24 protein-coding genes are annotated in these 23,709 nt (G+C 62.1%); 12 read left to right on the top strand and 12 right to left on the bottom strand.

All coding sequences use genetic code 11. The annotated features are described in order from the left end of the window. The first annotated feature begins 214 nt into the window (after window positions 1–214). From MESAU_RS14355 to MESAU_RS14345, 3 genes are read left to right on the top strand one after another with little or no spacing between them, the layout of a single operon-like run. The gene (locus tag MESAU_RS14355; RefSeq protein WP_015316748.1) at window positions 215–1,264 is read left to right on the top strand and encodes a GNAT family N-acetyltransferase; all 1,050 of its coding nucleotides are present in this window, start codon (window positions 215–217) and stop codon (window positions 1,262–1,264) included. Beyond that, window positions 1,242–1,661 carry an ASCH domain-containing protein gene (locus MESAU_RS14350; RefSeq protein ID WP_015316747.1) on the top strand — a complete coding sequence of 140 codons (420 nt, stop codon included), beginning with the start codon at window positions 1,242–1,244 and terminating at the stop codon, window positions 1,659–1,661. Before MESAU_RS14355 ends, MESAU_RS14350 begins: the two co-directional genes overlap by 23 nt. Next, complete coding sequence (locus tag MESAU_RS14345; RefSeq protein WP_015316746.1) at window positions 1,661–2,242, top strand: AAA family ATPase; 582 nt, start codon at window positions 1,661–1,663, stop codon at window positions 2,240–2,242. The genes MESAU_RS14350 and MESAU_RS14345 overlap by 1 nt, the downstream gene beginning before the upstream one ends. On the opposite strand, the gene MESAU_RS30220 is transcribed toward MESAU_RS14345, so the two are convergent. The 6 genes from MESAU_RS30220 to MESAU_RS14315 form a co-directional block, all read right to left on the bottom strand. Next, window positions 2,223–2,720, bottom strand: coding sequence for a GNAT family N-acetyltransferase (locus tag MESAU_RS30220; RefSeq protein WP_015316745.1), 498 nt, complete (start codon window positions 2,718–2,720; stop codon window positions 2,223–2,225). The two genes, MESAU_RS14345 and MESAU_RS30220, sit on opposite strands and share 20 nt — an antisense overlap. 104 nt (window positions 2,721–2,824) lie before the next feature. After that, window positions 2,825–3,889 carry a hypothetical protein gene (locus MESAU_RS14335; protein ID WP_157163652.1) on the bottom strand — a complete coding sequence of 355 codons (1,065 nt, stop codon included), beginning with the start codon at window positions 3,887–3,889 and terminating at the stop codon, window positions 2,825–2,827. Window positions 3,890–4,151: 262 nt separating this feature from the next. Then, on the bottom strand, window positions 4,152–4,397 hold the full coding sequence (locus tag MESAU_RS14330; protein WP_015316743.1) for a MoaD/ThiS family protein: 246 nt from the start codon (window positions 4,395–4,397) through the stop codon (window positions 4,152–4,154). Between the two features lie 165 nt (window positions 4,398–4,562). Continuing rightward, window positions 4,563–6,827: a xanthine dehydrogenase family protein molybdopterin-binding subunit gene (locus tag MESAU_RS14325; RefSeq protein WP_015316742.1), complete on the bottom strand. Its 2,265-nt coding sequence runs from the start codon at window positions 6,825–6,827 to the stop codon at window positions 4,563–4,565. Window position 6,828: 1 nt separating this feature from the next. Further along, window positions 6,829–7,305, bottom strand: a complete 477-nt coding sequence (locus tag MESAU_RS14320) for a (2Fe-2S)-binding protein (protein ID WP_015316741.1) — start codon at window positions 7,303–7,305, stop codon at window positions 6,829–6,831. Continuing rightward, window positions 7,305–8,165, bottom strand: a complete 861-nt coding sequence (locus MESAU_RS14315; RefSeq protein ID WP_015316740.1) for an FAD binding domain-containing protein — start codon at window positions 8,163–8,165, stop codon at window positions 7,305–7,307. The genes MESAU_RS14320 and MESAU_RS14315 overlap by 1 nt, the downstream gene beginning before the upstream one ends. A gap of 212 nt (window positions 8,166–8,377) precedes the next feature. Between MESAU_RS14315 and MESAU_RS14310 the strand changes: the two genes are divergently transcribed. The 3 genes from MESAU_RS14310 to MESAU_RS14300 all read left to right on the top strand — a co-directional run bounded on the left by MESAU_RS14310 (window position 8,378) and on the right by MESAU_RS14300 (window position 10,828). Next, the gene (locus MESAU_RS14310) at window positions 8,378–8,833 is read left to right on the top strand and encodes a hypothetical protein (RefSeq protein ID WP_015316739.1); all 456 of its coding nucleotides are present in this window, start codon (window positions 8,378–8,380) and stop codon (window positions 8,831–8,833) included. Between the two features lie 98 nt (window positions 8,834–8,931). Continuing rightward, on the top strand, window positions 8,932–10,080 hold the full coding sequence (locus MESAU_RS14305; RefSeq protein ID WP_015316738.1) for an amidohydrolase: 1,149 nt from the start codon (window positions 8,932–8,934) through the stop codon (window positions 10,078–10,080). A gap of 127 nt (window positions 10,081–10,207) precedes the next feature. After that, window positions 10,208–10,828 carry an FMN-binding negative transcriptional regulator gene (locus tag MESAU_RS14300; protein WP_015316737.1) on the top strand — a complete coding sequence of 207 codons (621 nt, stop codon included), beginning with the start codon at window positions 10,208–10,210 and terminating at the stop codon, window positions 10,826–10,828. A gap of 12 nt (window positions 10,829–10,840) precedes the next feature. Here MESAU_RS14300 and MESAU_RS14295 read toward each other — a convergent pair whose 3' ends face one another. Both MESAU_RS14295 and MESAU_RS14290 read right to left on the bottom strand, forming a co-directional pair. After that, window positions 10,841–11,737: a sigma-70 family RNA polymerase sigma factor gene (locus MESAU_RS14295; RefSeq protein ID WP_015316736.1), complete on the bottom strand. Its 897-nt coding sequence runs from the start codon at window positions 11,735–11,737 to the stop codon at window positions 10,841–10,843. After that, window positions 11,734–12,492, bottom strand: coding sequence for an SDR family NAD(P)-dependent oxidoreductase (locus tag MESAU_RS14290; RefSeq protein ID WP_015316735.1), 759 nt, complete (start codon window positions 12,490–12,492; stop codon window positions 11,734–11,736). Before MESAU_RS14290 ends, MESAU_RS14295 begins: the two co-directional genes overlap by 4 nt. A gap of 243 nt (window positions 12,493–12,735) precedes the next feature. Between MESAU_RS14290 and MESAU_RS14280 the strand changes: the two genes are divergently transcribed. After that, complete coding sequence (locus MESAU_RS14280; RefSeq protein ID WP_041163768.1) at window positions 12,736–13,758, top strand: aminopeptidase; 1,023 nt, start codon at window positions 12,736–12,738, stop codon at window positions 13,756–13,758. A 39-nt stretch (window positions 13,759–13,797) separates the two neighbouring features. Here MESAU_RS14280 and MESAU_RS14275 read toward each other — a convergent pair whose 3' ends face one another. Both MESAU_RS14275 and MESAU_RS14270 read right to left on the bottom strand, forming a co-directional pair. After that, complete coding sequence (locus MESAU_RS14275) at window positions 13,798–14,379, bottom strand: GNAT family N-acetyltransferase (RefSeq protein ID WP_245262985.1); 582 nt, start codon at window positions 14,377–14,379, stop codon at window positions 13,798–13,800. A gap of 363 nt (window positions 14,380–14,742) precedes the next feature. Beyond that, window positions 14,743–15,801 (bottom strand): alpha-hydroxy acid oxidase, encoded by a 1,059-nt coding sequence (locus tag MESAU_RS14270; protein WP_015316732.1) that lies wholly within the window; start codon window positions 15,799–15,801, stop codon window positions 14,743–14,745. A gap of 899 nt (window positions 15,802–16,700) precedes the next feature. Between MESAU_RS14270 and MESAU_RS31915 the strand changes: the two genes are divergently transcribed. The 3 genes from MESAU_RS31915 (at window position 16,701) to MESAU_RS14255 (ending at window position 20,470) form a co-directional block, all read left to right on the top strand. Next, window positions 16,701–17,279 (top strand): AfsR/SARP family transcriptional regulator, encoded by a 579-nt coding sequence (locus MESAU_RS31915; protein ID WP_041163388.1) that lies wholly within the window; start codon window positions 16,701–16,703, stop codon window positions 17,277–17,279. Continuing rightward, window positions 17,243–18,808 carry an alpha/beta fold hydrolase gene (locus MESAU_RS14260; protein ID WP_015316729.1) on the top strand — a complete coding sequence of 522 codons (1,566 nt, stop codon included), beginning with the start codon at window positions 17,243–17,245 and terminating at the stop codon, window positions 18,806–18,808. The genes MESAU_RS31915 and MESAU_RS14260 overlap by 37 nt, the downstream gene beginning before the upstream one ends. Before the next feature lie 435 nt (window positions 18,809–19,243). After that, window positions 19,244–20,470: an alpha-D-ribose 1-methylphosphonate 5-triphosphate diphosphatase gene (locus MESAU_RS14255; RefSeq protein WP_041163765.1), complete on the top strand. Its 1,227-nt coding sequence runs from the start codon at window positions 19,244–19,246 to the stop codon at window positions 20,468–20,470. Window positions 20,471–20,535: 65 nt separating this feature from the next. Here MESAU_RS14255 and MESAU_RS14250 read toward each other — a convergent pair whose 3' ends face one another. Next, complete coding sequence (locus MESAU_RS14250; protein ID WP_015316727.1) at window positions 20,536–20,736, bottom strand: hypothetical protein; 201 nt, start codon at window positions 20,734–20,736, stop codon at window positions 20,536–20,538. 78 nt (window positions 20,737–20,814) lie between these two features. Further along, a complete protein-coding gene (locus MESAU_RS14245) occupies window positions 20,815–21,045 on the bottom strand; it encodes a hypothetical protein (protein WP_041163387.1) in 231 nt (76 codons plus the stop codon). A 158-nt stretch (window positions 21,046–21,203) separates the two neighbouring features. On the opposite strand from MESAU_RS14245, the gene MESAU_RS14240 reads away from it, so the two are divergent. Next, window positions 21,204–23,231, top strand: coding sequence for an amidase (locus MESAU_RS14240; protein ID WP_041163764.1), 2,028 nt, complete (start codon window positions 21,204–21,206; stop codon window positions 23,229–23,231). 58 nt (window positions 23,232–23,289) lie between these two features. Then, window positions 23,290–23,709 (top strand): VOC family protein, encoded by a 420-nt coding sequence (locus MESAU_RS14235; protein WP_015316725.1) that lies wholly within the window; start codon window positions 23,290–23,292, stop codon window positions 23,707–23,709.

Raw genomic sequence — 23,709 nt, 5'->3', positions numbered from 1 at the left:
CATGCGCGAGATCGAGGAGGAATTGCGGCTATCACGGCGACATTGCGCGAGCGGCGGACGTTTTGGCGTGAGGTTTGGGGTAGTGATGGGTGTTGGCCTGAGCCCTTCACCCGGCCATCGATGGGCCGACGCCAATCTGCATTGACAGAATCGGTCAAGATCGATTCAAGACTGTAGGTCGAACGATAGTGGAGACGTATCGGCTGGAGGGGGCATGTCGAGGCGTTTGCGACTTACCAAATTTCAGGATCTGTCGATTGACGATCCGTTCTTCGACAGCCTGAAGGCGGGTTATGCTGAATTTGCCGATTGGTTTCTCAGCAAGGCTAACGAAGAACTATACGTCGTTGATGACGACGCAGAACTCAGTGGAATGATCTACCTAAAGCGGGAGGACGGCGCTGTTAGTGACGTCGAGCCTCCGCTACCGGCGAAAGCCTGGCTCAAAGTTGGAACACTCAAAATAGTCCCAAGAGGCACGAAGCTCGGTGAAAGGGTCATCAAAAAAATCTTCGACACAGCATTTGATAAAGGGGCTGAGGGAATCTACGTTACAATTTTTGAAGTGCATGACAGTCTAATCGACCTCTTTGAACGCTACGGCTTTCAGCAGACTGCGACGAAGACAACTCGAAACGGAACCGAAATTGTTCTGACACGGTCTCTGACAGATCTATCGGGTGACGCTCTTAAGGACTATCCATTTATTCATACTGCTGGCCAATCATATTGGCTGTTAGCGATTTACCCGGAGTATCATACACGCCTACTTCCAGATTCGATCTTACGAAACGAATCACAAGAGATTGTTGAAGACGTTTCACACACAAACACAATTCATAAAGTTTACATATCGGGCCTCTCTCTTCAAAGAATGTCGCCAGGAGACGTAGTAATATTTTATCGAACTACCGACAGACCTGGCCACGCCCACTATCGATCTGTAGTGACGTCGATCTGCATAGTAGAGGAGGTAAAGACAAAACGCGACTTCGCCGATGTCGAAGACTTTCTGAGTTATACTAGGCCGCGTAGTGTTTTCACCGAAGAAGAACTGCGAGACCAATTCAGAACGCGGCACCGGCTAAGTGTGGCCAAAATGACCTATAATGCTGCCTTCAACCGGCGAACGACCCGAGGTCGCCTCATTGAGGAGGGCATATTATCCGTTCAACCCAGATGGGATTTGCGCGCTTTGACCTTAGGTCAGCTCACGCATATCCTCTCTGCCGGAGAAGTAAATGCGCGTCTTATTGTCGATTAAACCCGTGCACGTAGCAAATATTTTAAGCGGAATCAAAATTTTCGAGTTTCGCCGTAGAATTTTTGCACGACGCGATATAAACACAGTTCTAATTTACTCGACCAAGCCCGTTGGGCGATTTGTCGCGGAATTCGATATTGCCGACATAATCGAAGATGATCCGGAACGCCTGTGGCTATCAACTGAGAATGGCTCCGGAATTACGAAAGGATACTTTGATGCTTATTTTGCCGGTCGAGAGAAAGCGTATGCGCTGAGAATTGGAGAGCTGCGGATATTCAGCGAACCCATTGTCCCTGCTGATGTTATTGAAGAATTCACACCCCCGCAATCCTACATGTATGTCGCTGGGCGCGGGGAGGATATCCGGCGCCAGCAACAGCTTCCGCTGCTCTAATGGAACGTTCGCCCCTGATCATGGTCTTCGGCATTTCAGGAGTGGGCAAAACGACAGCTTGTTTAGCCTATGTGGACGCCCACCCCAACTATCTCTACGATCGCGCTAGCGCAATCCTCCAGAAAGCCCACGGAATTCCTGTCGAAGCGCTACGCATCGGACCCGCATCTTCGGTAATTGAAAACCAAGCCGTTCTTCCGTCTGCCGTAAGGGCACTTCGGAAAGCCGAGCCAAGCCGCACGATCCTTCTTGATTCCCATGCGGTGATAGACAACGACACCGTTTTCGTGGAAGTGCCGCTTGATATTATAATGGCCATTGAGCCTGACGGCTTTATCTTGCTCGAGGCCGCCCCGGCAACGATTAAGCAGCGCAGGGAAGAGGCGTCTCGCCCTCGCCCCCAGCGCTCAGTCGCACAGATTGGCGATGAGGCTCAGGCAGAACGAAAGGCGGTCACTTCTTATGCTAAAGCGCTTGGTAAGCCGCTAATAATAGATGCTGTTTCGGAACCTCAATATGATTTGCAACCCGCGATTGACCGCCTTAGCCAGAGGATTATGCTTAGAGCATTTCCGAAGTAGTAAATCCATTATAACCAAACTCAGTTGATTTTGGCAAGTAAAGACCGTGATTTTTGGAAGTCAAATTGAAACCATAATATTCGAAAATCCGCTCGAAGATCGGTAATTTTTCACTACTTACTGTTAAATGCGGCTTATCATCATCAAGCCACGTCAGAAGCCTGTCAAAAATACGAACACCGATACCCTTTCCAACGTAAGAAGGCGCAATACGGACTGTGCAAATCTTTCGCTCGTCATCTTCCTTCTTAGCAATGCCGAGACCCACGAGATCGCCATCGCGCTCGATGCGAAGGAGAGTTCGGGACCCAATGCGCAAACCCGGCACGACCTTTGTGGCAAACCATCTATCGATGCCGGGGTAATCACTCGATAGCGGCAGCAGAAAGCGCAAGGCTTCGGCTTCGGAGGGCGACAGGACAATGCCGGTCCTTTCGGACTGGGAGGAAAGCCCAAGAGGTGACGTCTGCGTTATCATCGTTCGCTTCCTATACGGTTTGCCGTGCCGACGGTAGAGTAACCCGCCCTAATTCGCGCTATCCTGAGCCTTACAGATAGAGAGGTCGGGCCTGCCTCCAAGGCTTACCAGCGGCCATCGATGCAGCTTTGGACGAAATTGGCGACTAGATTACCGAGGACGCCGAAGACAAATGCGACAGCGAGATAGGCTAACCATATCCGCACACTTGACCGGCGCGTCCTGAGTTTCACAAACGCCGTAAAGTCGCCAATCTCGCCGGTGAACTCGCCCGTCAACGCGGACTCAATGAGCCCGCTCGCTGTGCGCTTCCAGTGGTAGACCACCATCCCCTCCGGAATTCCTCCTGGCATATATGCGTTCCACAAATCATGCTCAAGCAAACGCATCTTGTGAGAAGCATTATTTGAAATTGAAATTTCAGATTGCACCGGGATTGCAGTCAAAAAGGCGACAAGGCGCATTTTCACACCCGTCCCTCTCTCATTTCTCATGTCCAACTCGAGAGGGTCAGGAAGGGTGCGGGCTTCGTTCAATCGAAAATCCAGGTACTCAATTTGATCGTAGCTGCTTTGAAGAAGTCTATCCGGAGTCGATACAACACGAATAAGAGGGTTGCTTTCCACATCACTTATATTAATGCGCAACCGGAAATAAGCCGGGGATGGACTTTGGCCATAAAGAGCAGAAGCATCATTTAAGGCGTGACTTGATATTGTCAGCAGTGTACCGTTATCACGCTTCTCTAGGTCGAGTTCTTTTGCAACGATGCCTGAGTCGGACTTGGTGAAGCTGTGAACCCGTGCGAAGACCGAATTGTCTCCTCTCAACAGCTCAACACTTTTCGGCCCCGAGTTGGCCGCTCCTACCCCGCGAAGCAACTCGTTGAAAATCCCCTGAGCGATATCGGCCGTGGTGAAGTAAGTAGAACAATCGGTTACTGCTATCCTCTCGACTTCCAAAGGGATAAATATCCGAATGGAGTCGATCTGCGTCGGATCATCCACCATGAGGCCGACTTCGATGAAATCGGATATCGCCTCCTTATCGCTCCTGCGAAAATTTGCGTCGCCTGCGATTCGCCAATAATTGAAATGCGCCTCAATTTGTGTCGTGGCGGTTTGCTTCTTGGGCTTGCACCAAACCGCTAAGCTAACGTTGCTCGTCATTCCACAGCCCCAATGACCCCGAAAAATATGCCCCAAAATGTGTTTATAATAGAAGTGCTTCCATGGGAAGTACCTCGCACGCATCCACATTTACTATGCGATGCCTGATTTGGTGGGGCCCTTAATCGTGCCAAAAAAAGCTTTATGGATAAGGCACTAAACTCAGGCTGCAATCTGCTTTCGCGTATGCGCCCTTTGAGGCGGTTAGCTGCAACATTTCTTAGACTAACGAATAAATGGGCCTTGAAGTGTTCGGCCCGCTTCACCCCCCAGCCAGCCTAGGCAGCAGAAAAATCTCCGCCCCCTCCGGCAGCTTCTTGCTCCACGTATCCCGATAAATCGTCCCGTCGATCGCGACCGCAATCCCGCGATCGATCCACGGCTCGAACCCGGGATACTGTTCAGCCAGTTTCCTGAACAGCTCCCTTATGTCCTTGGCCTCGACCTCGACCTTGCTCTGGCCTCCGGCAAGCTGGCTGAGCGCCCCCCAGAGCGTGACCTCGACCATCGCTTAAGGTGTGCCGATATTCAGGTGAGGCCGGCCTGCAAATGGCAGGTTCCTGCGCTTCCGGTGCTCACGTACTTCAAGTACGCTCCGCTCAGGTTCTCGGAACCCGCCACTTTCGGCTCGACCTGACCTGAATCTCAACACACCTTATCCCTAGCTTTCGCCTTACCCTTCCCGTTCCGCCTCGATCGCCGCCAGGATGCGGGGTGGTGACATCGGGATGTGGGTCATGCGCACGCCGGCCGCGTTCGACACCGCGTTGGCGATCGCCGCCAGCGGCGGCACGATCGAGGTTTCGCCGACACCGCGCACGCCATAGGGGTGGTTGGGGTTGGGGATTTCCAGGATCTGCGTGTCGATCATCGGCAGGTCGGAGCACACGGGGATGCGGTAGTCGAGGAAGCCGGCGTTCTGCAGCCGGCCGTCCTTGCCGTAAATATACTCCTCGTTGAGCGCCCAGCCGATGCCTTGCGCCGCACCGCCCTGGTACTGGCCCTCGACATAGGTCGGGTGCACCGCCTTGCCGGCATCCTGCACCACCGTGTAGCGGATCACCTTGGTCGAACCCGTCTCGGGGTCGACCTCGACGTCGCATATATGGGTGGCGAAGGAGACGCCGGCGCCGTCGGCGACGAGCTCGCTATGGCCGGCGATCGGCCCGCCTGTGGTGCCCGATTTGGCCGCGATCTCCTTCAGCGACAGCTTGCCGAGATTGCCGTGCTTCTCGCCCTTGGCGACCGCATGGCCCTGTTCCCAGATCACGTCGTCGACGGAGATGTCCCACATCTGCGCGGCGCGCTCGCGCAGGATCTTGATCGCGTTGCGGGCGGCCGAGATGGTCGCCATCGAGGACGAGAAGGTGCCGCGGCTGCCGTCGGTCATGTCGTTGTAGCCGAGGGAAGAGGTGTCGGCGACCACCGCCTTGAGCTGGGAATAGTCGATGCCGAGCTCCTCCGCCGCGACCAGCGACAGCGAGGCGCGGGAACCACCGACATCGACGGTACCGACGGCCAGCGACACCGAGCCGTCCATGCCGATGTTCAAGTCCACGCAGGTCTGGCCGCCGAAATTGAACCAGAAGCCGCAGGCCATGCCCCTGCCCTGGTTCTCCTTCAGCGGCGCCTTCATGTGCGCATGGCTCTTCACCGCTTCCAGCGTCGGGCCGATGCCGATCGGGCCGTAGACCGGGCCGTAGGAAGAGCGCGTGCCTTCCTGCGCGGCGTTCCTGATGCGGAACTCGACCGGATCCATGCCGAGTTCCTTGGCGAGCTCGTCGACGGCACTTTCCACCGCGAAGGCAGCCATCGGCGCCGAGGGCGCGCGATAGGCGGCGGTCTTCGGCCGGTTGACCAGCACTTCGTAGCCCACCGTCTTGACGTTATCCAGCTTATAGCAGGCGAACGCCGTCATGGCGCCGATCTCCGCCCAGGAGCCGGCATAGGGGCCGGCGCTGTAGCGCAGCGTCGCTTCCGCCGCCGTGATGGTGCCGTCCTTGCGGGCGCCGATCTTGACGTCGATCGAGGTGGCGCTGGTCGGGCCCGAGGCGCGGAACACCTCGTCGCGGGTCATCACCAGCTTCACCGGGCGGCCGGCCTTGCGCGACAGAGCGAGCGCCACCGGCTCGGCCCAGACATGGGTCTTGCCGCCGAAACCGCCGCCGATCTCCGACGAGGTGACGCGCAGCTTCGAGGCTTCCATGCCCAGCAGCTGGGCGCAATGCTGGCGGTAGACGAAATGGCCCTGCGTGCAGACCCACAGGTCCGCCGTGCCGTCGGAACTGACATTGGCCACGCAGGCATGCGGCTCGATATAGCCCTGGTGGGTCTGCTCGGTCTTGAACGAGCGCTCGACGATGAAATCGGCCTGCCCAAAACCCTGATGGACGTCGCCATGGCCGAACTGCGAGCGCTTGGTGACGTTGGAGGGCTTGACCGGCTTTTCCTCCAGCCCCTCGGTGAAGATCGTGTCGTTGATCAGCGGCGCGTGGTGCGCCATCGCCTCGTCGACGTCGGTGACATGCGGCAGCACCTCGTAGTCGACCTCGATCAGCTTCAGCGCTTGCCTGGCCGTGCCGGCATCGATCGCCGCGACCGCGGCCACCGCATGGCCGTCATAGAGCGCCTTGGTGCGCGCCATGCAATTGTCGAGGATGTCGTACATGGCGGCATCGCCATCGGTGAGGTCAGGCAGGTCGGCGGCGGTGATCACCGCCTTGACGCCGGGAAGCGCTTCCGCCTTGGAAGTGTCGATCTTGCGGATCTTGGCATGCGCGTGCGGGCTGCGCAGCACGCGGCCGACCAGCTGGCCGGCCATGTTGAAGTCGGCGCCATAGCGGGCGCGGCCGGTCACCTTGTCGACACCGTCGGGACGGATCGGGCGCGTGCCGACGGATGCGAATTTACGCCCCGAAAAACGCGGATCGAAATTCATCTCAGGCTCCCTTCATAACGATGGCCGCGTCCTGGACGGCGCGCACGATCTTGTCGTAGCCGGTGCAGCGGCAGAGATTGCCGGCCAGGCCGAAGCGGATTTCCTCTTCGGTCGGGTCGGGGTTCTTGGCCAGGAGATCCTTGGCCGCGATCAGGAAACCGGGCGTGCAGATGCCGCATTGCAGTGCGGCGTGCTCCAGGAATTTCTGCTGCAGCGGGTGCAGCCTGTCGCCATGCGCCATGCCCTCGACGGTCTCGATGCGGCGGCCTTCCGCTTCCGCGCCAAGCACCAGGCAAGAACAGACCAGCCGGTCGTCGACGATGACGCTGCAGGCGCCGCAGTCGCCCGTGCCGCAGCCTTCCTTGGCGCCGGTCAGTCCGAGCCGGTCACGCAGCACGTCGAGCAGCGTCTCGTCGGGCTGGCAGAGATATTCGACATTGTCGCCGTTGATCGTGGTTGAAACCGCTACGCCAGCCATCATTTGCCTCCTGCACGTGCATAGGCGGTCATTGCGGCCCGCCTGGCCAGCACGCCCGCAACCTTGCGCCTGAATTCGATTGTGCCTCTTTTGTCGTCGATCGGGCGGCAGGCCCCGGCGCAGACCTTGGCCAGCCGCTCCAGCGCTGCCTCGTCGAGCTTGCGGCCGATCAGGGCCTCGGCCCCTTCTTCCACCAGCAACACGGTCGGCGCCGCGGCGCCGATCGCCACACGGGCCGCTGTCACCACGCCCGCCTCGTCCAGCGTCAGGTTGACGCCGGCGCTGACCACGGCGATGTCCATCTCCGTGCGCGGAATGAACCTGAGATAGGCATCGGCCGAACGCGGCGCGGGCTTGCCTAGCAGGATCGCCTCGATGATCTCGCCCTTGGCGAGCGAGGTTCGGCCCGGCGCGGTCGGCACCGTCTCGACGGCAATGGTGCGCTTGCCCGACGGGCCGACGACCACGGCCTTGGCGCCCGCCGCCACCAGCGCCGGAACGCTGTCGGCCGCCGGCGAGGCGTTGCACAGATTGCCGACAATGGTGCAGCGTCCCTGCACCTGCTTCGAACCAATCAGCTTGGCCGCCTCGACCACTCCAGGCCAGGCCTTCTTCAAGCCGGCGTTCTCGCCCAGCACGGCGCAGGGCACGGCGGCGCCGATGCTGAAGCCGTCGGCGGTTTCCCTGATGTCGCGCAGGCCGGCGATCGACTTGATGTCGATGATCAGTTCGGGTTCGACAAAGCCGCCCTTCATCCTCACCAGGAGGTCACTGCCACCGGCAAGGATGGCGGCCGGGCCGGCCGATCCGGCCAATTGGCCGACGGCGTCTTCGATTGAAAGCGGACGTATGTAGCGCATCGTCTCCCCTTGGTATCGCGATTTTCAGCGACCGTTATAAACAATCGTCTCATAATGACCATCCGTTTCCCGAGCCGAGGCGATTGGGCCAGGTGCGGCAAAATGCGGTCCACTCGACCTGGAACATGGCCGCGAAGCGTCAGCCAGCGGGCCGATTGGGGCTTGACCGCCCCCCCGTGCGTCAATCCTTCCCGGCCAAGGGAGGAGTTTCCATGCGATGTCTGTTGGCTGTGCTTTGCGCCGTGACGCTGGCCGCGCCGGCTGGCGCCGCGACGCTCTATTACGGCGCCCGAATTGGAATGGAGCTTACCATCGTCAAAAAGTCGGGCATCGGCTCCACGCACGCCAGCATCCTGGCCAGGCACGACAGGCGGAAGGCCCGCCTCTACTGCCGCGAATACGGCCATGATTTCACCCAGGAGTGCATTGATGCGGAAATGAAGGCGCCCCTGCATTTCGAAATCACCGCCAACTGCAAGACCGGCGAATTCACCACCTTCTATGGCGCCGCCATGCTGTTCCAGGGCCGCAACAAGGGCACGGATGTAACAACCGATTACCGGATCACCGCCGTCGACGAGAAAGCGGTGCTGGATGGCTCCGGCGCCTCGGGCTACGACTATACGCTGGACCAGTTCAAGGCGCTCTGCCCCAAGCGCGTGAAGTAGACCGGTCTCGAGGCCTGGCCCGCCAAAGCCCGGGACTTGGACTGTGGCAAGCACGGCCGTTTATCGTTAGCAGAGGACCGCAGTGGAGGCGAAAGACCATGACCCTGACCAATCGCGACATTGTCGAACTGACCGAATGGCGGCGCAAGCTGCACCGGCAGCCGGAAATCTCGAACGAAGAGGAGAAGACGGCGAAAGAGGTCGTCTCTTTCCTCGCCGACACCGGGCCGGACAAGGTGCTGACCGGCCTCGGCGGCAACGGCGTCGCGGCCATCTACGACAGCGGCAAAAACGGACCAACCGTCCTGTTTCGGTCCGAACTCGACGCGCTGCCCATCGAGGAACTGTCCGGCGTGCCGCATGCATCGCAAATTCCTGGCAAGTCGCATATGTGCGGCCATGACGGGCACACCGCTATCCTGGCCGCCCTTGGCCGCCAGTTCGGGCGCGAACGGCCCGCCAGCGGCCGCGTCGTGCTGATGTTCCAGCCCGCCGAGGAAACCGGCAATGGCGCGGCCGGCGTCGTCGCCGATCCGCGCTTTGGCGAGATCGCGCCGGATTTCGCCTTCTCGCTGCACAATCTGCCCGGCGTGCCGTTCGGCGAAGTCAGGCTCAAGCCCGGCGTGGTCAACTGCGCCTCGCGCGGCATGCGCATCGTGCTGGAGGGCAAGACCGCGCATTCCTCCATGCCCGAGACCGGAACCTCGCCCATGCCGGCGATCTCGGAGCTGATGCCGGCCCTGCCAGCGCTCGGCCGCGCGACTTTCGCCGACGATGATTTCTCCATGGTCACCGTCACCCATGCGCGGATGGGCGAAGCCGTGTTCGGCATCGCGCCCGCCCACGCCGAGGTCTGGGCGACGCTGCGCACGCGCCGCGACGAGCGCATGGCCGACCTCTGCGCCGCCGCCGAAACCCTGGTCAAGGAGATTGCCGGCCGCCACGGCCTCTCCGCCAGCTGGGACTATCACGAGATCTTCGTCGCCAGCGTCAACGCGCCGGATGCGGTCGAGCACCTGCGGCGCGCCCTCGATGAAGAGAGCGTCGCGCATGGCGAGGAAGCCTTGCCGATGCGCGCCTCGGAGGATTTCGGCCTGTTCGGCCACAGCGCCAGGTCGGCGATGTTCTTCCTCGGTGCGGGCGAGCGGCACCCTGCCCTGCACAATCCCGACTACGACTTTCCCGACGATTTGATCCCGATCGGCTCGAAGATCTTCATGAGGACCGCGCGCAACCTTCTCGGCTGATCTCGGCGGCACGCCGGCCAGCTCCGCCGCAAAGCTCTGTCAACTGGCCACCTGGATGCCTCGAACTGGATATTCCCAACGGGCCGGATTGTGTGGCATCTGTGAGGGCAATGCGAGGAGTTCGAAAATGTACACGCCGCCCGCCTTCCGCGACGACGACAAGGATAGCCTGATCGCGACGATCCGCGCCGCGCGGCTGGCCAATCTCGTCACCGCCACGGCGGACGGGCCGCTCGCCACCCCCCTGCCGCTTTTTCTCGACGAGACCGAGGGCGAGCACGGCGTCATCCATGGCCACCTGGCCAAGGCCAACCCGCAGTGGCGCGTTCCCGCGATCGGCGACGGGCTCGCCATCTTCATGGGCCCGGACGCCTATGTGACGCCGGCCTGGTACGCCACCAAGCAGGAAACCGGCAAGGTCGTGCCGACCTGGAACTACGCCGCGGTTCATGCCTACGGGCCGGTCGAGTTCTTCGAGGATGCGGACAGGCTGCTGGAAGTTGTCACCCGGCTGACCAACCTGCATGAGGGCGCGCGCGCCGCGCCCTGGGCCGTGTCGGACGCGCCGCCAGACTTCATCCAGTCGCAGCTTCGCGGCATTGTCGGCCTGCGCATGCCGGTCGTCAGGCTCGAAGGCAAGCGCAAGATGAGCCAGAACCGCAACGCCGCCGACCGCGCCGGCGTGGCCTCCGGGCTGGCCGCGAGCGAGCGTCCGTCCGACCGCGAGGTCGCCGCCCTCATCTCGTGAAGGCACGGCGCCTCACCTTGCCAGCACCAGGTCGGCGTCCTCGAGAACGTACCGGACATAACGGTAGTCGCGAATGAAGCTGATCCGGCCGTCGCGCCATTCCAGCCACATGAAATGACTGGGTTTCGCGTCGGCCCGGTCTTCGAACACCGCGATCACCTCGCGGCCCTCGACCCATGCCGGCCTGAGCCACAAGCCGCCGCTCCTGGCGTAGATGGTGAAGAACATGCCAACGTCGGCGGCCCCCGCGCGCGGCTTGTGCGTGGACTGATGGAGCCTCACATCGTCGGCCAGCAGCGCGCGCAAGCCGTCCCAGTCGCGTCGGTTGAACAGATTGACGTAGCGCAGGATGGCCGCCGATGCGATGCGCGCATCGGGGAGCGGATTGGCCTCGGCGTTGATCCGCCGAAGCCGGGCGCGGCCGCGCGCCAGATGCGCCTTCGCCGCATCGACCGTGATGCCGAGCAGGGCGGCGATGTCGGCCAGCGGCTCGTCGAGCACATCCCTGAGGACGACCACGCTGCGTTGCGTCACCGGAAGCTCGGCGAAGCGCGACACGGCGGTTTGCACGGCTTGCCTGCGCATCAGCACCTCCACCGGGTCGGCTTCGTCGGCTATGTCGAGCGCCGCCTCGATCGGCTCCACGGCGCGGATTGCGCGGCTACGCAACAGGTCAAGCGCGCGGTTGTGGGCGATCCGGAACAGCCAGGGTCTGAGCTGCGGCGCCTCACACAACTCCTCCAGGGCAACGACGGCGCGCGCGAACGTGTCCTGCACGACATCCTCGCCGTCGATGACCGAGCCCATCAGGCGCGAACAATAGCGGTGCAGCTCCGGCCGCAAGGCGGTGGCAAGGGCAAGCAGCCCTTCCTGCCGGTCGCGCTCCACCGCTGGCTTTGCGTCGCTCAAGGACCGGCGCCCTCCATGATCGTCACCCCGGCGTCGCCGCTGAGGCCAAAGACGACGCCCTCGCCATATTGCGGGTCTTCCAGCAGCGAGACCACCCTGTCGCCGAAAGCCCGGGGCGGCATCGGCGCGCCGAAGCGGGTGACGAATTGTTCCGGCGTGATGCCCATCGAGCCGGCATAGGCGCCGGCGGCCGCATCGCCGATCCCGGTGTCGAGGATCATCTGCCGCGGCACGATCGCCTGGAAGCGTATGCCGAGGCCTTTCTCCTGCGCCACGCCATTGGCATATTTGGCCATGAACCAGAGCATCCGCTTGGCGCCGCCATAACCGCCCGACATCTGCGAGCCGGTGACGGCCGCACCGCTCGACCCGACCAGCACCCGGCTGCCCGGCCCGAGCGGCAGGTTCAGCGACGCCTGCAGCCAGTAGAGCCCGGCCTTGACATCGGTTTCCCATGCGATGGAGAAGTCCTCCCACTTCAACTGGTCCAGCCGCCCCATCCGGGGCGTGGCGCCGGCGTTGAGCACCAGTATGTCAGGGCGGACCTCGCCAAGAATGCGATAGGCGGCGTCCTCGTCCGTGACATCGGCGGCGATGGTAGCGACCCCAAGCCGCGCACCGACCGCCTGCAGCGCCTCGGTGCCCCGCGCGACCACGGTCACGCCGGCACCTTGCTCGACCAGCGCTTCGACCAATCCGAGGCCAAGCCCACGGCTGCCGCCGGTGACCACGATTTTCTTGTCCCTGAGGCTCATTTGACCCTGCTCCAGTGTTTCACTGTAGCTAAGACGTTTGAGTATCCGGAAAAGAGTCAGCGGTGGGGGAGATTTGTCGTCAGCCAGAAGCCGGGTCGACAGTCCGCGCCGCTGCTCGCTATGGATCTTGACGAAAATTGGTGCGCCGGTTTGGACATTGGGGCGCAACATGTGCTCCATGGCAGGTGACGAGGCGGTGGGGAAGAAGTGAAGCGCGTTTTTCGATTGTTTGCGGCGGCCGTCATGGCGTCCGCGCTGAGCGGCTGCACCAGCGTTTCCTACTACGCGCAATCGCTGGAGGGCCATGTCCGGATCATGGCCGCGCGCCAAGACGTTGGAAAACTGATCCAGGCCCCTTCGACGCCGGAGGCATTGCGCGCCAAGCTGACGTCGGCGAGCGCCATAAGGCGGTTCGCGACGGATGAGCTGGCACTGCCCGACAACAGCAGCTACCGCAGCTATGTCGACATCCACCGGGACGCCGTGACCTGGGCCGTTTTTGCCGCCCCGCAATTCTCGCTCACGCCAAAAACGTGGTGCTTTCCTGTTTTCGGCTGCGTTCCATACCGGGGATACTTCGATCGGAAATCCGCGACCGAAAGCGCCGTGGCACTTCATCGACAGGGGCTGGACGTCTATGTCACCGGCATTACCGCCTATTCCACGCTGGGCTGGTCCAGCGATCCGCTGCTAAGCACCATGCTGCGTCAGGACGACACCTATCTGGCGAGCCTTGTCTTCCATGAACTGGCGCATCAGCGCCTCTATGTGAACGGCGATTCCGCATTCAATGAGGCTTTCGCGGTCGCCGTCGAAACCACCGGCACGAGAAAATGGCTCCGCGCCGCCGGCGATCGCGCCGGATTGCGCCGCTACGAGGCCGATCGCAAGCGCAGCGCCGGTTTTCTCGCACTGGTGTCGAAAACCCGCGACGAGTTGCGGCAGGTCTATGAAAGCTCCCGGACCCCCGACGGGATGGCGGCGGCCAAGGCAGCCACGCTCGACAGGTTTCGGACGCGCTACCGGCAAATGCGCGACGGAAGCTGGCACGGATACCGGGGATACGATGCCTGGTTCAATGCGCCGATCAACAACGCAAAGCTCGCCGCGACGTCTGTTTATGGCGAACAGGTTCCTGCGTTTATTCGCCTGTTCGAGCTGTGCTCCAGCGACTATCCGAGATTCTACGCTTCCGTTCGACGGATCGCTGACCTGCGCGAACCGGCCCGGGCCGAAGCGCTCAAGGCCGCGACCACGTGCGATTGATTTGCAGAGCACGGTGGCCCTTGGCGTGCTCCGATAGCTCTAAGCCTGGTTCGCCAGGACCAACGGTCCTATGCGCGCGTCGAGCACGAAACGCTCGCATTGCTCGCCGTCGGACTCATCGATGAAGCTCCCGACATGTTTGAAGCCGAGCTTCGCCAGGATCCGCAGCGACGCGATATTGCGCGCCGCCGCCTCGGCCGTCACCTGTTCGAGCGCCAGGGTCTCGAAGGCGTAGCGAACCACTTCGCGTGCCGCCTCGCTGGCCAGTCCTTGCCCCCAATGCGCACGTCCCAGCACAAATCCCAATGCGGCTGCCTTAGCCTCGTTCGCGCCGAAGGACAGGGTTATCGTCCCGATCGCGTCCGCCACGCCTGGCTGGTCTATCGACCATTTGATCGCCCGGCCGTCGGCCAACCGCTGACGCGCAAGGGCGAGCCATCGCGCGCCCGCGCTGATGTCGTCGGCAACGGGATCGCCGGCAAGGGAGGCGGATTCGATATCGCTCGCGCGCGCGAACCAAGCCAGGATATCCCGCTCGCCCGGCGCCCGAAGCACGAGCCTTGGTGTGGTGAGCCTGGGAACTGTTTTCATGGCGGCAGTTTCGACCCGGGGCAGCGCCAATGCAACGGCGCGGAAGGCCGCGGCGGCTGACCGCCAGGCCGGAACCCCAAGCTACGCCCAACCGCCTTCAGCCCCAGCGCCGTGCGCTTCAATCACTCCGGGGCCACCCGGCTACCGCCGGCCAGCGAGTGGCGTGAGATTTGGTGATGGCACCAGCCCACCACAGGGTGGGACTATGACAACGCGCGTTGGCGATTCGCGATGAACATAAACGGCTGTTGTGGGGCCGACAGCAGACCATCGGCTTCTCTGTCCAAATTCTCAGAACCGGCGACAATATAGTGGGCGCTCGGCTGGACAAAAAGCGGGACGGAGTAAAGCGTAGAGCTGCAATACTGAACATGCCGAGGAATAGTTCGGGCTTCACCAGATTGCCGACCGCTCGATCTCGTCGATGCGCGCCCGGCCGGTTAGCGCCATTGCCGCCTCGAAGTCTCTGCGGAGCAGGTTGACACAATAGGCTACGCCGTCGGCACCATCCGTTGCAAGTGCGTAGACATAGGGGCGACCAATCATGACGGCGCTTGCCCCTAGGGCAATCGCCTTCAAAACGTCTGTGCCACGCCTCACGCCGCCGTCGAGGATGATGGGAATCCGCCCGGCTACCCGCTCCGAGATGGCGGGCAGGGCGTCGATGGTCGCTGGCAGGGTGTCGAGGTTGCGCGAACCGTGGTTCGAGACGACGATGGCATCGGCACCGGTTCTGATTGCCTGCTCGGCATCGTCAGGATCGAGAATGCCCTTCAGGATAAGCGGTAGGGTTGTCAGCGAACGCAGCCAGGCAATATCCGCCCAGGTCGGCATCGCCCGCCGCTGCGCAGTGCCAACTTTGAGCACGCCGGTGTTACGGTCCTTGAAGTATGGCGTTGCGAGGCTGTCGGGAATTTTGAATCCTGCCCGGAACTGCCTGTGGCGATCGCCTGGCGTTGGCAAGTCGACAGTCACGCTGATTGCCTTCGCGCCCAGTGCCGCCATGCGCGATACGAGTTCGCCATTGAAACCGCGATCGCTTTGCCAATAGAGCAGGAACCAGACTGGAGACTGGCTCACCGCCACGCAATCCTCGATCGCCGCCGTCGCCGTGGTACCCAGAGTGAACACCGCTTCCGCCACTCCGGCGCCGCGCGCCGCTGCCACCTCGCCTTCCGGATGCACCAGCCGCTGATATGCTATTGGGGCCAGGATGATCGGATGCGGCAGACTTTGTCCGAAGAGCGTGATCCCGGTATCAAGTCTTGTCACATCACGTAGCACGCGCGGCCTTAATCTGATGCGGTCGAATGCGGCTTCATTGTCACGCTTGGTGATTTCGTCGCCAGCACCCCCAGCAATGAACTCGTAAACTGCGTGCGGCAATACCTCTCGTGCCGCCGGTTCAAGATCCGCTAGGCAGAGAAACCGGGTCTCGATGTCGAGCGGCATGGCCCACTCCGGTCAACGTGTCAAAAAAGTCGGCTAAGTCCAAAGACAACATTCGCGCATTTGGCCGCTGGCCGCAAGACGGCGGCACAGCGCGCAGGGCAACGAACGTCGATGACCGGGCGGCGGAAACGCGGCCAGAGGCAGACCAGGAGCTTTGAGGCTTGGATCTTCAAAAATGACTTTCAGGGCTTGTCGCTCGCATCGACTTGATCGGCCCCGAAATTGCCGACCAACCGAGCCTGCCTGCTCCCGGTTGTGGGAGAAGGGGTCATGGCGGGGTTCGGCCCTGTGGGTCGGAAGGTCAGTCCGTGGATAGGGCAGTATGTCACCGGTCTCGGGTGCCGCGCACGATGGCCCAGAGCCTTGCTGAATCCCGAGTGGGCCCTCGACATTCTCAAGTCAATGTCGTCGACCAACTCAAGCATTCTTCGCAGGGTCCCCGCTACGCTGCAACGGGCGCAATCGCTGGAGGAAAGCGCGTCCGACACGCGCGATAGTTACGCATGCGCGGCCCATGACGGCAGCTGAGAGATCAAGCCGGCGAACCACTGATCCGCGGTGGGCCTTTTGCCTTTCGAGATAGTTGGCAAGCGCAATGTCGTGACACAGTGGTGCAACCGCGCCGCGCCACGCCGGATTGTGCCAAGACTCTTCATGCAAGGGATCGTCATGCCAGATGGGCCAGTCGATCGAGCTTGGGCGTTGCACGGCGTCCTCCTGAGACACGCGGAGTGAGAAACAAGGGGCTCAGTGCGGCAATCTCCTCGACAGCCGTGAGAAACGCGCAGCAACCAGCGTGATGGAATCGTGAAAAGCGCGATTTTGGCAGAATCACGGTTGAAATAGGGACGGCGACACGAAAGGATCGCCGGTGCGTGGTGGCTGTTGTGGCGGATCCGATGACCGGGCCTCATCTCTATCTACTGGGTGGTTTCGACTTTGCCGGCGTTGGGGCTGCGGTCCCCGCCTTCAGCCGCAAGGCGCGGGCGATGATGGCTTACCTCGCGCTGCAATCGGGACATGCGCAGTCGCGCGAAAAGCTCGCCGCCCTTTTGTGGGGTGGCAACAGCGAGACCCAGGCGCGGATGAACCTGCGACAAGCGGTTTCGGTTGTCGGCAAGGCTATGCAAGCTTCTGGCAGTGCTCGCTTCCTCAGGGATAGCGACAATGTCGCCCTTCATCTCGATGGCCTTGATTTCGATGTCGCGCGGTTCGAGGCGCTGGCGGCCAGCTCGGAGCCTGATAACCTCGAACAGGCGCTTGTCGTCTATCGCGGCGACCTGCTTGACGGTTTCGGCCTGAAGCAGGAGCCTTTCGAGGACTGGCTGCGGATCGAGCGCGAGCGTCTGAGGGCAACGGCTGTCGCGGCGCTGGACAGGCTGGTCGCGCATTATAGTGCAACCAAGGATCCTGCGTCCGCGCTGCTACGCGCCTGCTCGCCATGGAGCCGTTGCGGGAGGACATCCACCGCGCCCTGATGCACGTCTATGCGGCGCAGGGCCGGATCAATCTGGCGCTCAAGCAATATGACAATTGCCGCGATGCGCTGCAGCGGGAGCTGAGGCTGCAGCCCGAGCCGGAGACAAGACATTTGCACGATACGCTGCGGGCCCGCCGCACGACATCGCCGCGTCCGGCCTCGGCCTCCGAGCCGCCGCGCGCCGAGGCGGGCGGCGAACCCCTGCGCCCCTACACCCACTATGTCAAATCCTCCGGGGTCAGCATCGCCTATCAGGTGACCGGCGACGGGCCGATCGACCTGATCTATGTGCCTGGATGGGTCTCCAATCTCGACCTTGCCTGGGCCTCGCCACGGCTTTTGCATGTGTTCCAGCGGCTCGGCAGCTTCTGCCGCTTGATCCGCATGGACAAGCACGGCACAGGGCTATCCGACCGCAATATCGGTTTGCCGACCATGGAAGAGCGGATGGAGGACATGCGAGCCGTGCTGGATGCGGTCGGCTCGAAGCGCACGGTTGTGTTCGGCGGTTCCGAGGGCGGCCCCATGTGCATGCTATTCGCGGCGACCTACCCCGAGCGCACGGCGGCACTTGTGCTCAACGGAACCTATGCCAGGGGCAGATGGTCGAAGGATTACCCTTGGGCAAGGACGGCCGAGCAGGTGGAAGAAGACCTGGCCACCATTGAGAGACAGTGGGGAGAGCCGGCGGACATGGGCAATGCGGCCCCCAGCCTGATGAACGACACGTCCGAAAGAGAATGGTTCGCCGCTTACCTCAGGAATTCAGCCTCGCCCGCAGACGCGATCTCGCTCTGGCGCTGGGGAACCGAAATCGATGTTCGCGACATCCTGCCTGTCATTCATGTTCCGACACTGATCGTTCAGACGTCGGGCGACCGCTGGGTCAAACGGGAAGAAGGACGCTACCTGGCAACGCATATCGAAGGCGCCAGATATGTCGAGCTCACCGGCCGGGATCACGTGATCTGGGGCGAGAATTCCGATCGCCTCGTCGACGAGATCGAGGTTTTCGTCACCAACGCTCTCCAGGCGACACCGGGCGAACGGCTCCTGGTGTCGGTGCTGTCGCTGGAGATAAGCGACCCGCATTCTGACTCCGGCGCAGATCTGATTGAGCGACACGCAGACGAGATCAGAAGCCAATTACTTCTCGCCGAAGGCAGGCAGATCAGGCGCTCGCCAAGCCGAATGCTCGCGGTGTTCCAACGACCGACGCGGTCGATCCAGTGCGCGATCGCGATCCGCCATCGCCTGAGACAATCCGGTCTGGATGTCCGCTCCGCGGTCCACACCGGCGAATGCGAGGAGCGCGGCGATGACTTCACCGGCATCGCGATCGAGCTGTCCTCGCGATTGCTCGACCATGCCCGGCCGGGCGAGATCATCGCGTCGCGGACGGTGCGCGATCTCGTGGTTGGCTCCGGCCTGACATTCGAAGATTATGGCGAGATGGAAGCGAGCGGGATGCCCGGCGTGCTCGCGTTCTTTTCCGTCAGTGGGGCGCCGTCCGGCGCTGGCGGGTGACCAGCCACGGATAGCCATTTCGGCCACGCGTTTGCACTTTGTGGTGGCTCAAAGCACGATGGGCACGGTGAGGAGTCTTGGCGCGGCCGCGACCTCCGCAGTCCTCCTTGCAATGTCTGCTATCAGGACTTGGCGAAGACAATTTATACGTCCGAAATGCGGCGCATTCCTGACGTAGGTAGCCAACGTGCGTCTCGTATCACATCTTGCGATTGCCCACCCGGTGGCAGCACGGCGGCCCAACCCGCCTGTCCTACACAAAGCTGTCACCAACTGAGCTTATCCGATCCTCGGGAATGAACCATCCACATGACACGCCTTGAAACCGCCGGCCGGAGGGCGATCGGGACATGTGGAATGCTGTTTTCGGAGACGACCATGCTTGAACGGACGGACAGGGCCGCACCCCATCGGAATCAGCCGACAAAACAGGATCTGTGGTTGAGCGAATTCGAGATTGTGCTGCGCGACCGTGTCATTGCCAATGGCGCGGTCAGGATCGAAGACGGCCTGATCGCGGAGATCCGCGACCAGCCTGTCGAGAATGCCGACTTCGTCGGCGGCGGCCGCCTGCTGCTGCCTGGTTTCATCGACATGCACGGCGACATGGTGGAACGGGAAGTGGAGCCGCGCAGCGGGGTCCACGTGCCGATGGAAATCGGCATCGCCGAGCTCGACAAGCGGCTGGCCTCCTGCGGCGTGACCACCGCCTATGCCGCGCTCTCCTTCATCGGCAACAGCGCCACGGCCGCCTTGCTGCGCTCGGAAGAACACACATCGTCCATCATCGAGACCATCACCGGGCTGAAAGACCACCTTCTGGTCGATCACCGCATCCATGCCCGCTTCGAGGTGACGTTCAGCGCGGCTGTCGGCGTGCTGGAAAGATTGATGGATGCCGGCAAGCTGCATTTGATTTCGCTGATGGATCACACGCCCGGCCAGGGACAATACCGCGACGTCGAACTGTATATCGCCCGCCTGGCCAAGGAGCGCGGCATGTCCATTGCCGACGTATCCGAGGTCGTCGGCAAGCGCATGGCCGATCGGAACGGGCATGGCGGTGTGCTCGGCACGCTGCAGGGCCTGTCGGCGTTTGCCCGCGCGCGCGGCATCGTGCTCGCCTCGCACGATGACGACACGCTGGAAAAGGTGGAATTCGTCCACGGCCTGGGAACCGTGCTCAGCGAATTTCCGGTGACGCTGGAGGCGGCGCGGGAAGCCCGCCGGCTGGGCATGTATACGGCCATGGGCGCGCCCAATGCGCTGCGCGGAGAATCCTATTCCGGCAATCTTTCCGCTCGCCAGGCCTATGAGGCCGGGTTGCTCGACATGCTGGCCAGCGACTATCACCCGGCCTCGATCCTGCCGGCCGTCCTCGGCCTGGCGAAACTGAGCGACGGTGGCCTGGCGAAGGCGGCGGCGCTGACGAGCGCCAACCCGGCCGCCGCACTCGGGCTCACCGATCGCGGCGCCATCGAAGCTGGGCTGCTGGCCGATCTCGTCGTGGCCGACCGCCAGCCGGTGCCACGTGTGCGAGCCACCTTCCGCGCCGGCCGCATGATCTACGGCGACGGTACGCTTGAACCGGCGCGGAACAGGGCGATCGAGGGAGGCCGCGACCGGCCGCTGCCAGCCGACCGAGGGCAATCCCAGGACTAGACACCTAGGCAACTAGGGCTTAGCGGTTCTCTGGGGAAAGCGCGTTGCGCTTTCCCCAGTAGTTGCTAAACATCGAGCGCCACCATCATCCCGCGCACCTCCGCCATTTCCAGCAGCAGATCCTGCAGGCTTTCGGTGGTCAGCGGCGCACCCGATATCGCCGGCAGTTCAGCGATACTCTCCCTCATCGAAATCACGGGAGCCCCGGTTTTTTCCGAAAGCAGCCGCGCGATGGCCGCGCGGACAAGCGCAATCTGGTCAGGCATGATTCCCCTTTCATGCTACGATAACGGCACCATTTTCTTCATGCTGTATGCCTTGCCGCAACTTATGCGAGTGTTCATTCACGCTTGCAAGTCGTCTCGTTGATGTTCGTATGATCGACAGCCGCCCAACGGGGAAAGCGACGGCATCCCGCTGTCGTCGCCATCCATGGCGCGGAGCAAGGCAAGCGGCACTTCGTGCCGGCAGAGCCCGATCAAAATCCTGCCTTGCACCGTCACCGGCAATTCGGTGTATCTGTCGAAAATGGAATAGGTGCCTGTCGGCTCATTCAAAATCTCGAAACGGTCCAATGCAAACCTCAACCTTCCCCGGAACGCAGCAACGCACGCGCCCGTCGGAGGTTGCCTAAAAAATCGATTTTTTCGGGGAGGCGCGAAAGAGTTCCAATTGGCTCTTGCCGAAGCCGGCGGCCTCGCTCATCCATGGCGTACAGACACTGGGGCCAATGATGACCGAGACCAGCCTTCACCTCATCGAAGCGTCGATCGACCAATTGCGCCAAGCGCTCGACAACGGCGCCATCACCAGCGTCGAACTGGTCGCGGCCTATGTCAGGCGGATCGCGTATTTCGACCGGCACGGCATCGCGCTGAACGCCGTGCCGGTGCTCAACCCTGAAATGTTCGAGGATGCCGCCGCTTCCGACGAGCGGCGCCGGCAAGGAAAGACGCTTGGCCCGCTCGACGGCATCCCCTACACCGCCAAGGACAGCTACAAGGTCAAAGGCCTGACGGTGGCTGCCGGCTCGCCCGCCTTCGAGCATCTCGTCGCCAATGAGGACGCCTTCACCATCGCCCGGCTGCGCGCCGGCGGCGCGGTGCTGATCGGCCTCACCAACATGCCGCCCATGGCCAATGGCGGCATGCAGCGCGGCGTCTATGGCCGCGCTGAAAGCCCCTACAATGGCGACTATCTGACCGCCGCCTTCGCGTCGGGCTCCTCCAACGGCTCGGGCACCGCGACGGCGGCCAGCTTCTGCGCCTTCGGGCTCGGCGAAGAGACGTGGTCGTCCGGCCGTGCGCCGGCCACCAACAACGCGCTGGTCGCCTACACGCCCTCGCGCGGCGTCATTTCGGTGCGCGGCAACTGGCCCTTGGTGCCGACCATGGATGTCGTGGTGCCGCACACGCGCAGCGTGCCCGACATGCTGGAACTGCTTGACGTCATCGTCGCCGACGATCCGGAAACGCGAGGCGATTTCTGGCGCGCCCAGCCTTGGGTGGCGCTGCCGAAAAGCTCCGGGATGCGGCCACGACGTTATACCGACCTGACGCTTGCGGGTTCGCTGAAGGGCAAGCGGCTCGGCGTACCCAGAATGTATATCGGCCGCGACGCAGAAATAGATCGCCCGATCGAAACCCGCGCCTCGGTACTTGATCTCTGGGAACAGGCGGCCGCGGATCTGCGGCGGCTCGGCGCCGAAGTGGTCGAGGTCGACTTTCCCGTCGTCTCCAACTATGAGCGCGACCGCCCAGGCGCGCGGACCATGGTCGAGCGTGGGCTGGTGCCCGGGAACTTCGCCGACCGCGAAATCTGGGATCTCTGCATCTGGGGCTGGGACGATTTCCTGCGGGCCAACGCCGACCCTGCTCTGCCCGATCTCGCCTCGGTCGACGGCCCAAAAATCTTCCCGCAGCCACCGGGCACGCTGCCCGACCGCTATGAAGGCGGCTTCGATCTGGCCGAATATGTCGAGCGGGCAAAGCTCGGCGTCGCGCCCTTGACCCACATTCCCACGATCGCAGATGGCATCAAGGGACTCGAAGCAACAAGACGCATCGACTTCGAGGACTGGCTGGACGCACAAGGCCTCGATGCCGTGGTCCTGCCGGCCGCCGCCGATGTCGGCCCGGCCGACGCCGACGTCAACGAGGCGTCAGCCGATCTGGCCTGGCGCAACGGCACCTGGGTCGCCAACGGCAATCTGGTCTGGCGCCATTTCGGCATCCCGACCGTCACCGTGCCGATGGGCACAATGGCCGACATCGGCATGCCGGTCGGCCTGACCTTCGCAGGCAAGGCCTATGACGATGAAAGGCTGCTTTGCATGGCCGGCGATTTCGAGCGTTCCACGCAGCGCCGCACCCAGCCGCCGCGCACGCCTGAATTGCCTGATGATGTCTTTTCGCGCCAGCGTACTCAAGCCGGCAATGGCAAGGCGCCGATAGTGGAAATCGCGCTAACAGCTGAAATGCGCGCGTCCGGTGATCACGACGAGATCACGGTCACAATCGACCTGGCTGTCGAGGCAAGCGAAGCGGAGCACGCCAGCCTCAAGGTGCATGTCAACGGCCAGGCGATTGACATGCACCAAGCCGGCACGCGGCTCAGCGGGCGGGCGCTCGTTCCTGCCGTCGAGCATCGGCGCTTTCACAGCGTCTGGCGCGGCTCATACGGTTCGATCGTCACGGCGGTGGTGCGGCTACAGGATGGACGCAGCGCCGGCGCCTATGTGGTCACCGGCGGAATCGAGTGATGATGCGCCGTACGGGCCGCCTTACCATGCACAACGGGCCAAGCCACGGAACCCAGCCATGATCAAAGTCAAGCAACTCGCCCATGTCTGCATTTTCGCCAACGACCTGGAAGAAACACGGCGCTTCTATGAAAATGTCCTTGCCATGGACATACAGTTCAATTTCCTGCGCGATGGCACGGTTTTCGGCTTCTACCTCAATTGCGGTGGCCGCAGCCATGTCGAGGTTTTCCAGAAAGAGGGCGCGCGGTTCAGCGAGACGGATCAGATCAACCATTTCTGCCTGGAAGTTGAAGACATCGACGCCGCGATCGCGCACATCGCATCCATGGGCGTTGACGTCACCGCCAAGAAACACGCCTGCGACGACACCTATCAGGCCTGGCTGCGCGACCCCAACGGGGTGAAGATCGAACTCTTCGAATACACCGGCAAAAGCGCGCAATTCACCGGCGGCGACCGCGTCGCGGACTGGTAG

It is taken from the genome of Mesorhizobium australicum WSM2073 (assembly GCF_000230995.2).
GTDB classification, from domain to species: domain Bacteria; phylum Pseudomonadota; class Alphaproteobacteria; order Rhizobiales; family Rhizobiaceae; genus Mesorhizobium; species Mesorhizobium australicum.
This window is presented reverse-complemented; position numbering and strand designations above follow the sequence as displayed.

Excerpts from the sequence above, each read along its gene's own strand:
- MESAU_RS14355 (WP_015316748.1), top strand. The coding sequence starts at position 215 with ATGTCGAGGCGTTTGCGACTTACCAAATTTCAGGATCTGTCGATTGAC.
- MESAU_RS14350 (WP_015316747.1), top strand. The coding sequence starts at position 1,242 with ATGCGCGTCTTATTGTCGATTAAACCCGTGCACGTAGCAAATATTTTA.
- MESAU_RS14345 (WP_015316746.1), top strand. The coding sequence starts at position 1,661 with ATGGAACGTTCGCCCCTGATCATGGTCTTCGGCATTTCAGGAGTGGGC.
- MESAU_RS30220 (WP_015316745.1), bottom strand. The coding sequence starts at position 2,720 with ATGATAACGCAGACGTCACCTCTTGGGCTTTCCTCCCAGTCCGAAAGG.
- MESAU_RS14335 (WP_157163652.1), bottom strand. The coding sequence starts at position 3,889 with ATGACGAGCAACGTTAGCTTAGCGGTTTGGTGCAAGCCCAAGAAGCAA.
- MESAU_RS14330 (WP_015316743.1), bottom strand. The coding sequence starts at position 4,397 with ATGGTCGAGGTCACGCTCTGGGGGGCGCTCAGCCAGCTTGCCGGAGGC.
- MESAU_RS14325 (WP_015316742.1), bottom strand. The coding sequence starts at position 6,827 with ATGAATTTCGATCCGCGTTTTTCGGGGCGTAAATTCGCATCCGTCGGC.
- MESAU_RS14320 (WP_015316741.1), bottom strand. The coding sequence starts at position 7,305 with ATGGCTGGCGTAGCGGTTTCAACCACGATCAACGGCGACAATGTCGAA.
- MESAU_RS14315 (WP_015316740.1), bottom strand. The coding sequence starts at position 8,165 with ATGCGCTACATACGTCCGCTTTCAATCGAAGACGCCGTCGGCCAATTG.
- MESAU_RS14310 (WP_015316739.1), top strand. The coding sequence starts at position 8,378 with ATGCGATGTCTGTTGGCTGTGCTTTGCGCCGTGACGCTGGCCGCGCCG.
- MESAU_RS14305 (WP_015316738.1), top strand. The coding sequence starts at position 8,932 with ATGACCCTGACCAATCGCGACATTGTCGAACTGACCGAATGGCGGCGC.
- MESAU_RS14300 (WP_015316737.1), top strand. The coding sequence starts at position 10,208 with ATGTACACGCCGCCCGCCTTCCGCGACGACGACAAGGATAGCCTGATC.
- MESAU_RS14290 (WP_015316735.1), bottom strand. The coding sequence starts at position 12,492 with ATGAGCCTCAGGGACAAGAAAATCGTGGTCACCGGCGGCAGCCGTGGG.
- MESAU_RS14280 (WP_041163768.1), top strand. The coding sequence starts at position 12,736 with ATGGCGTCCGCGCTGAGCGGCTGCACCAGCGTTTCCTACTACGCGCAA.
- MESAU_RS14270 (WP_015316732.1), bottom strand. The coding sequence starts at position 15,801 with ATGCCGCTCGACATCGAGACCCGGTTTCTCTGCCTAGCGGATCTTGAA.
- MESAU_RS31915 (WP_041163388.1), top strand. The coding sequence starts at position 16,701 with ATGACCGGGCCTCATCTCTATCTACTGGGTGGTTTCGACTTTGCCGGC.
- MESAU_RS14260 (WP_015316729.1), top strand. The coding sequence starts at position 17,243 with ATGGAGCCGTTGCGGGAGGACATCCACCGCGCCCTGATGCACGTCTAT.
- MESAU_RS14250 (WP_015316727.1), bottom strand. The coding sequence starts at position 20,736 with ATGCCTGACCAGATTGCGCTTGTCCGCGCGGCCATCGCGCGGCTGCTT.
- MESAU_RS14240 (WP_041163764.1), top strand. The coding sequence starts at position 21,204 with ATGACCGAGACCAGCCTTCACCTCATCGAAGCGTCGATCGACCAATTG.
- MESAU_RS14235 (WP_015316725.1), top strand. The coding sequence starts at position 23,290 with ATGATCAAAGTCAAGCAACTCGCCCATGTCTGCATTTTCGCCAACGAC.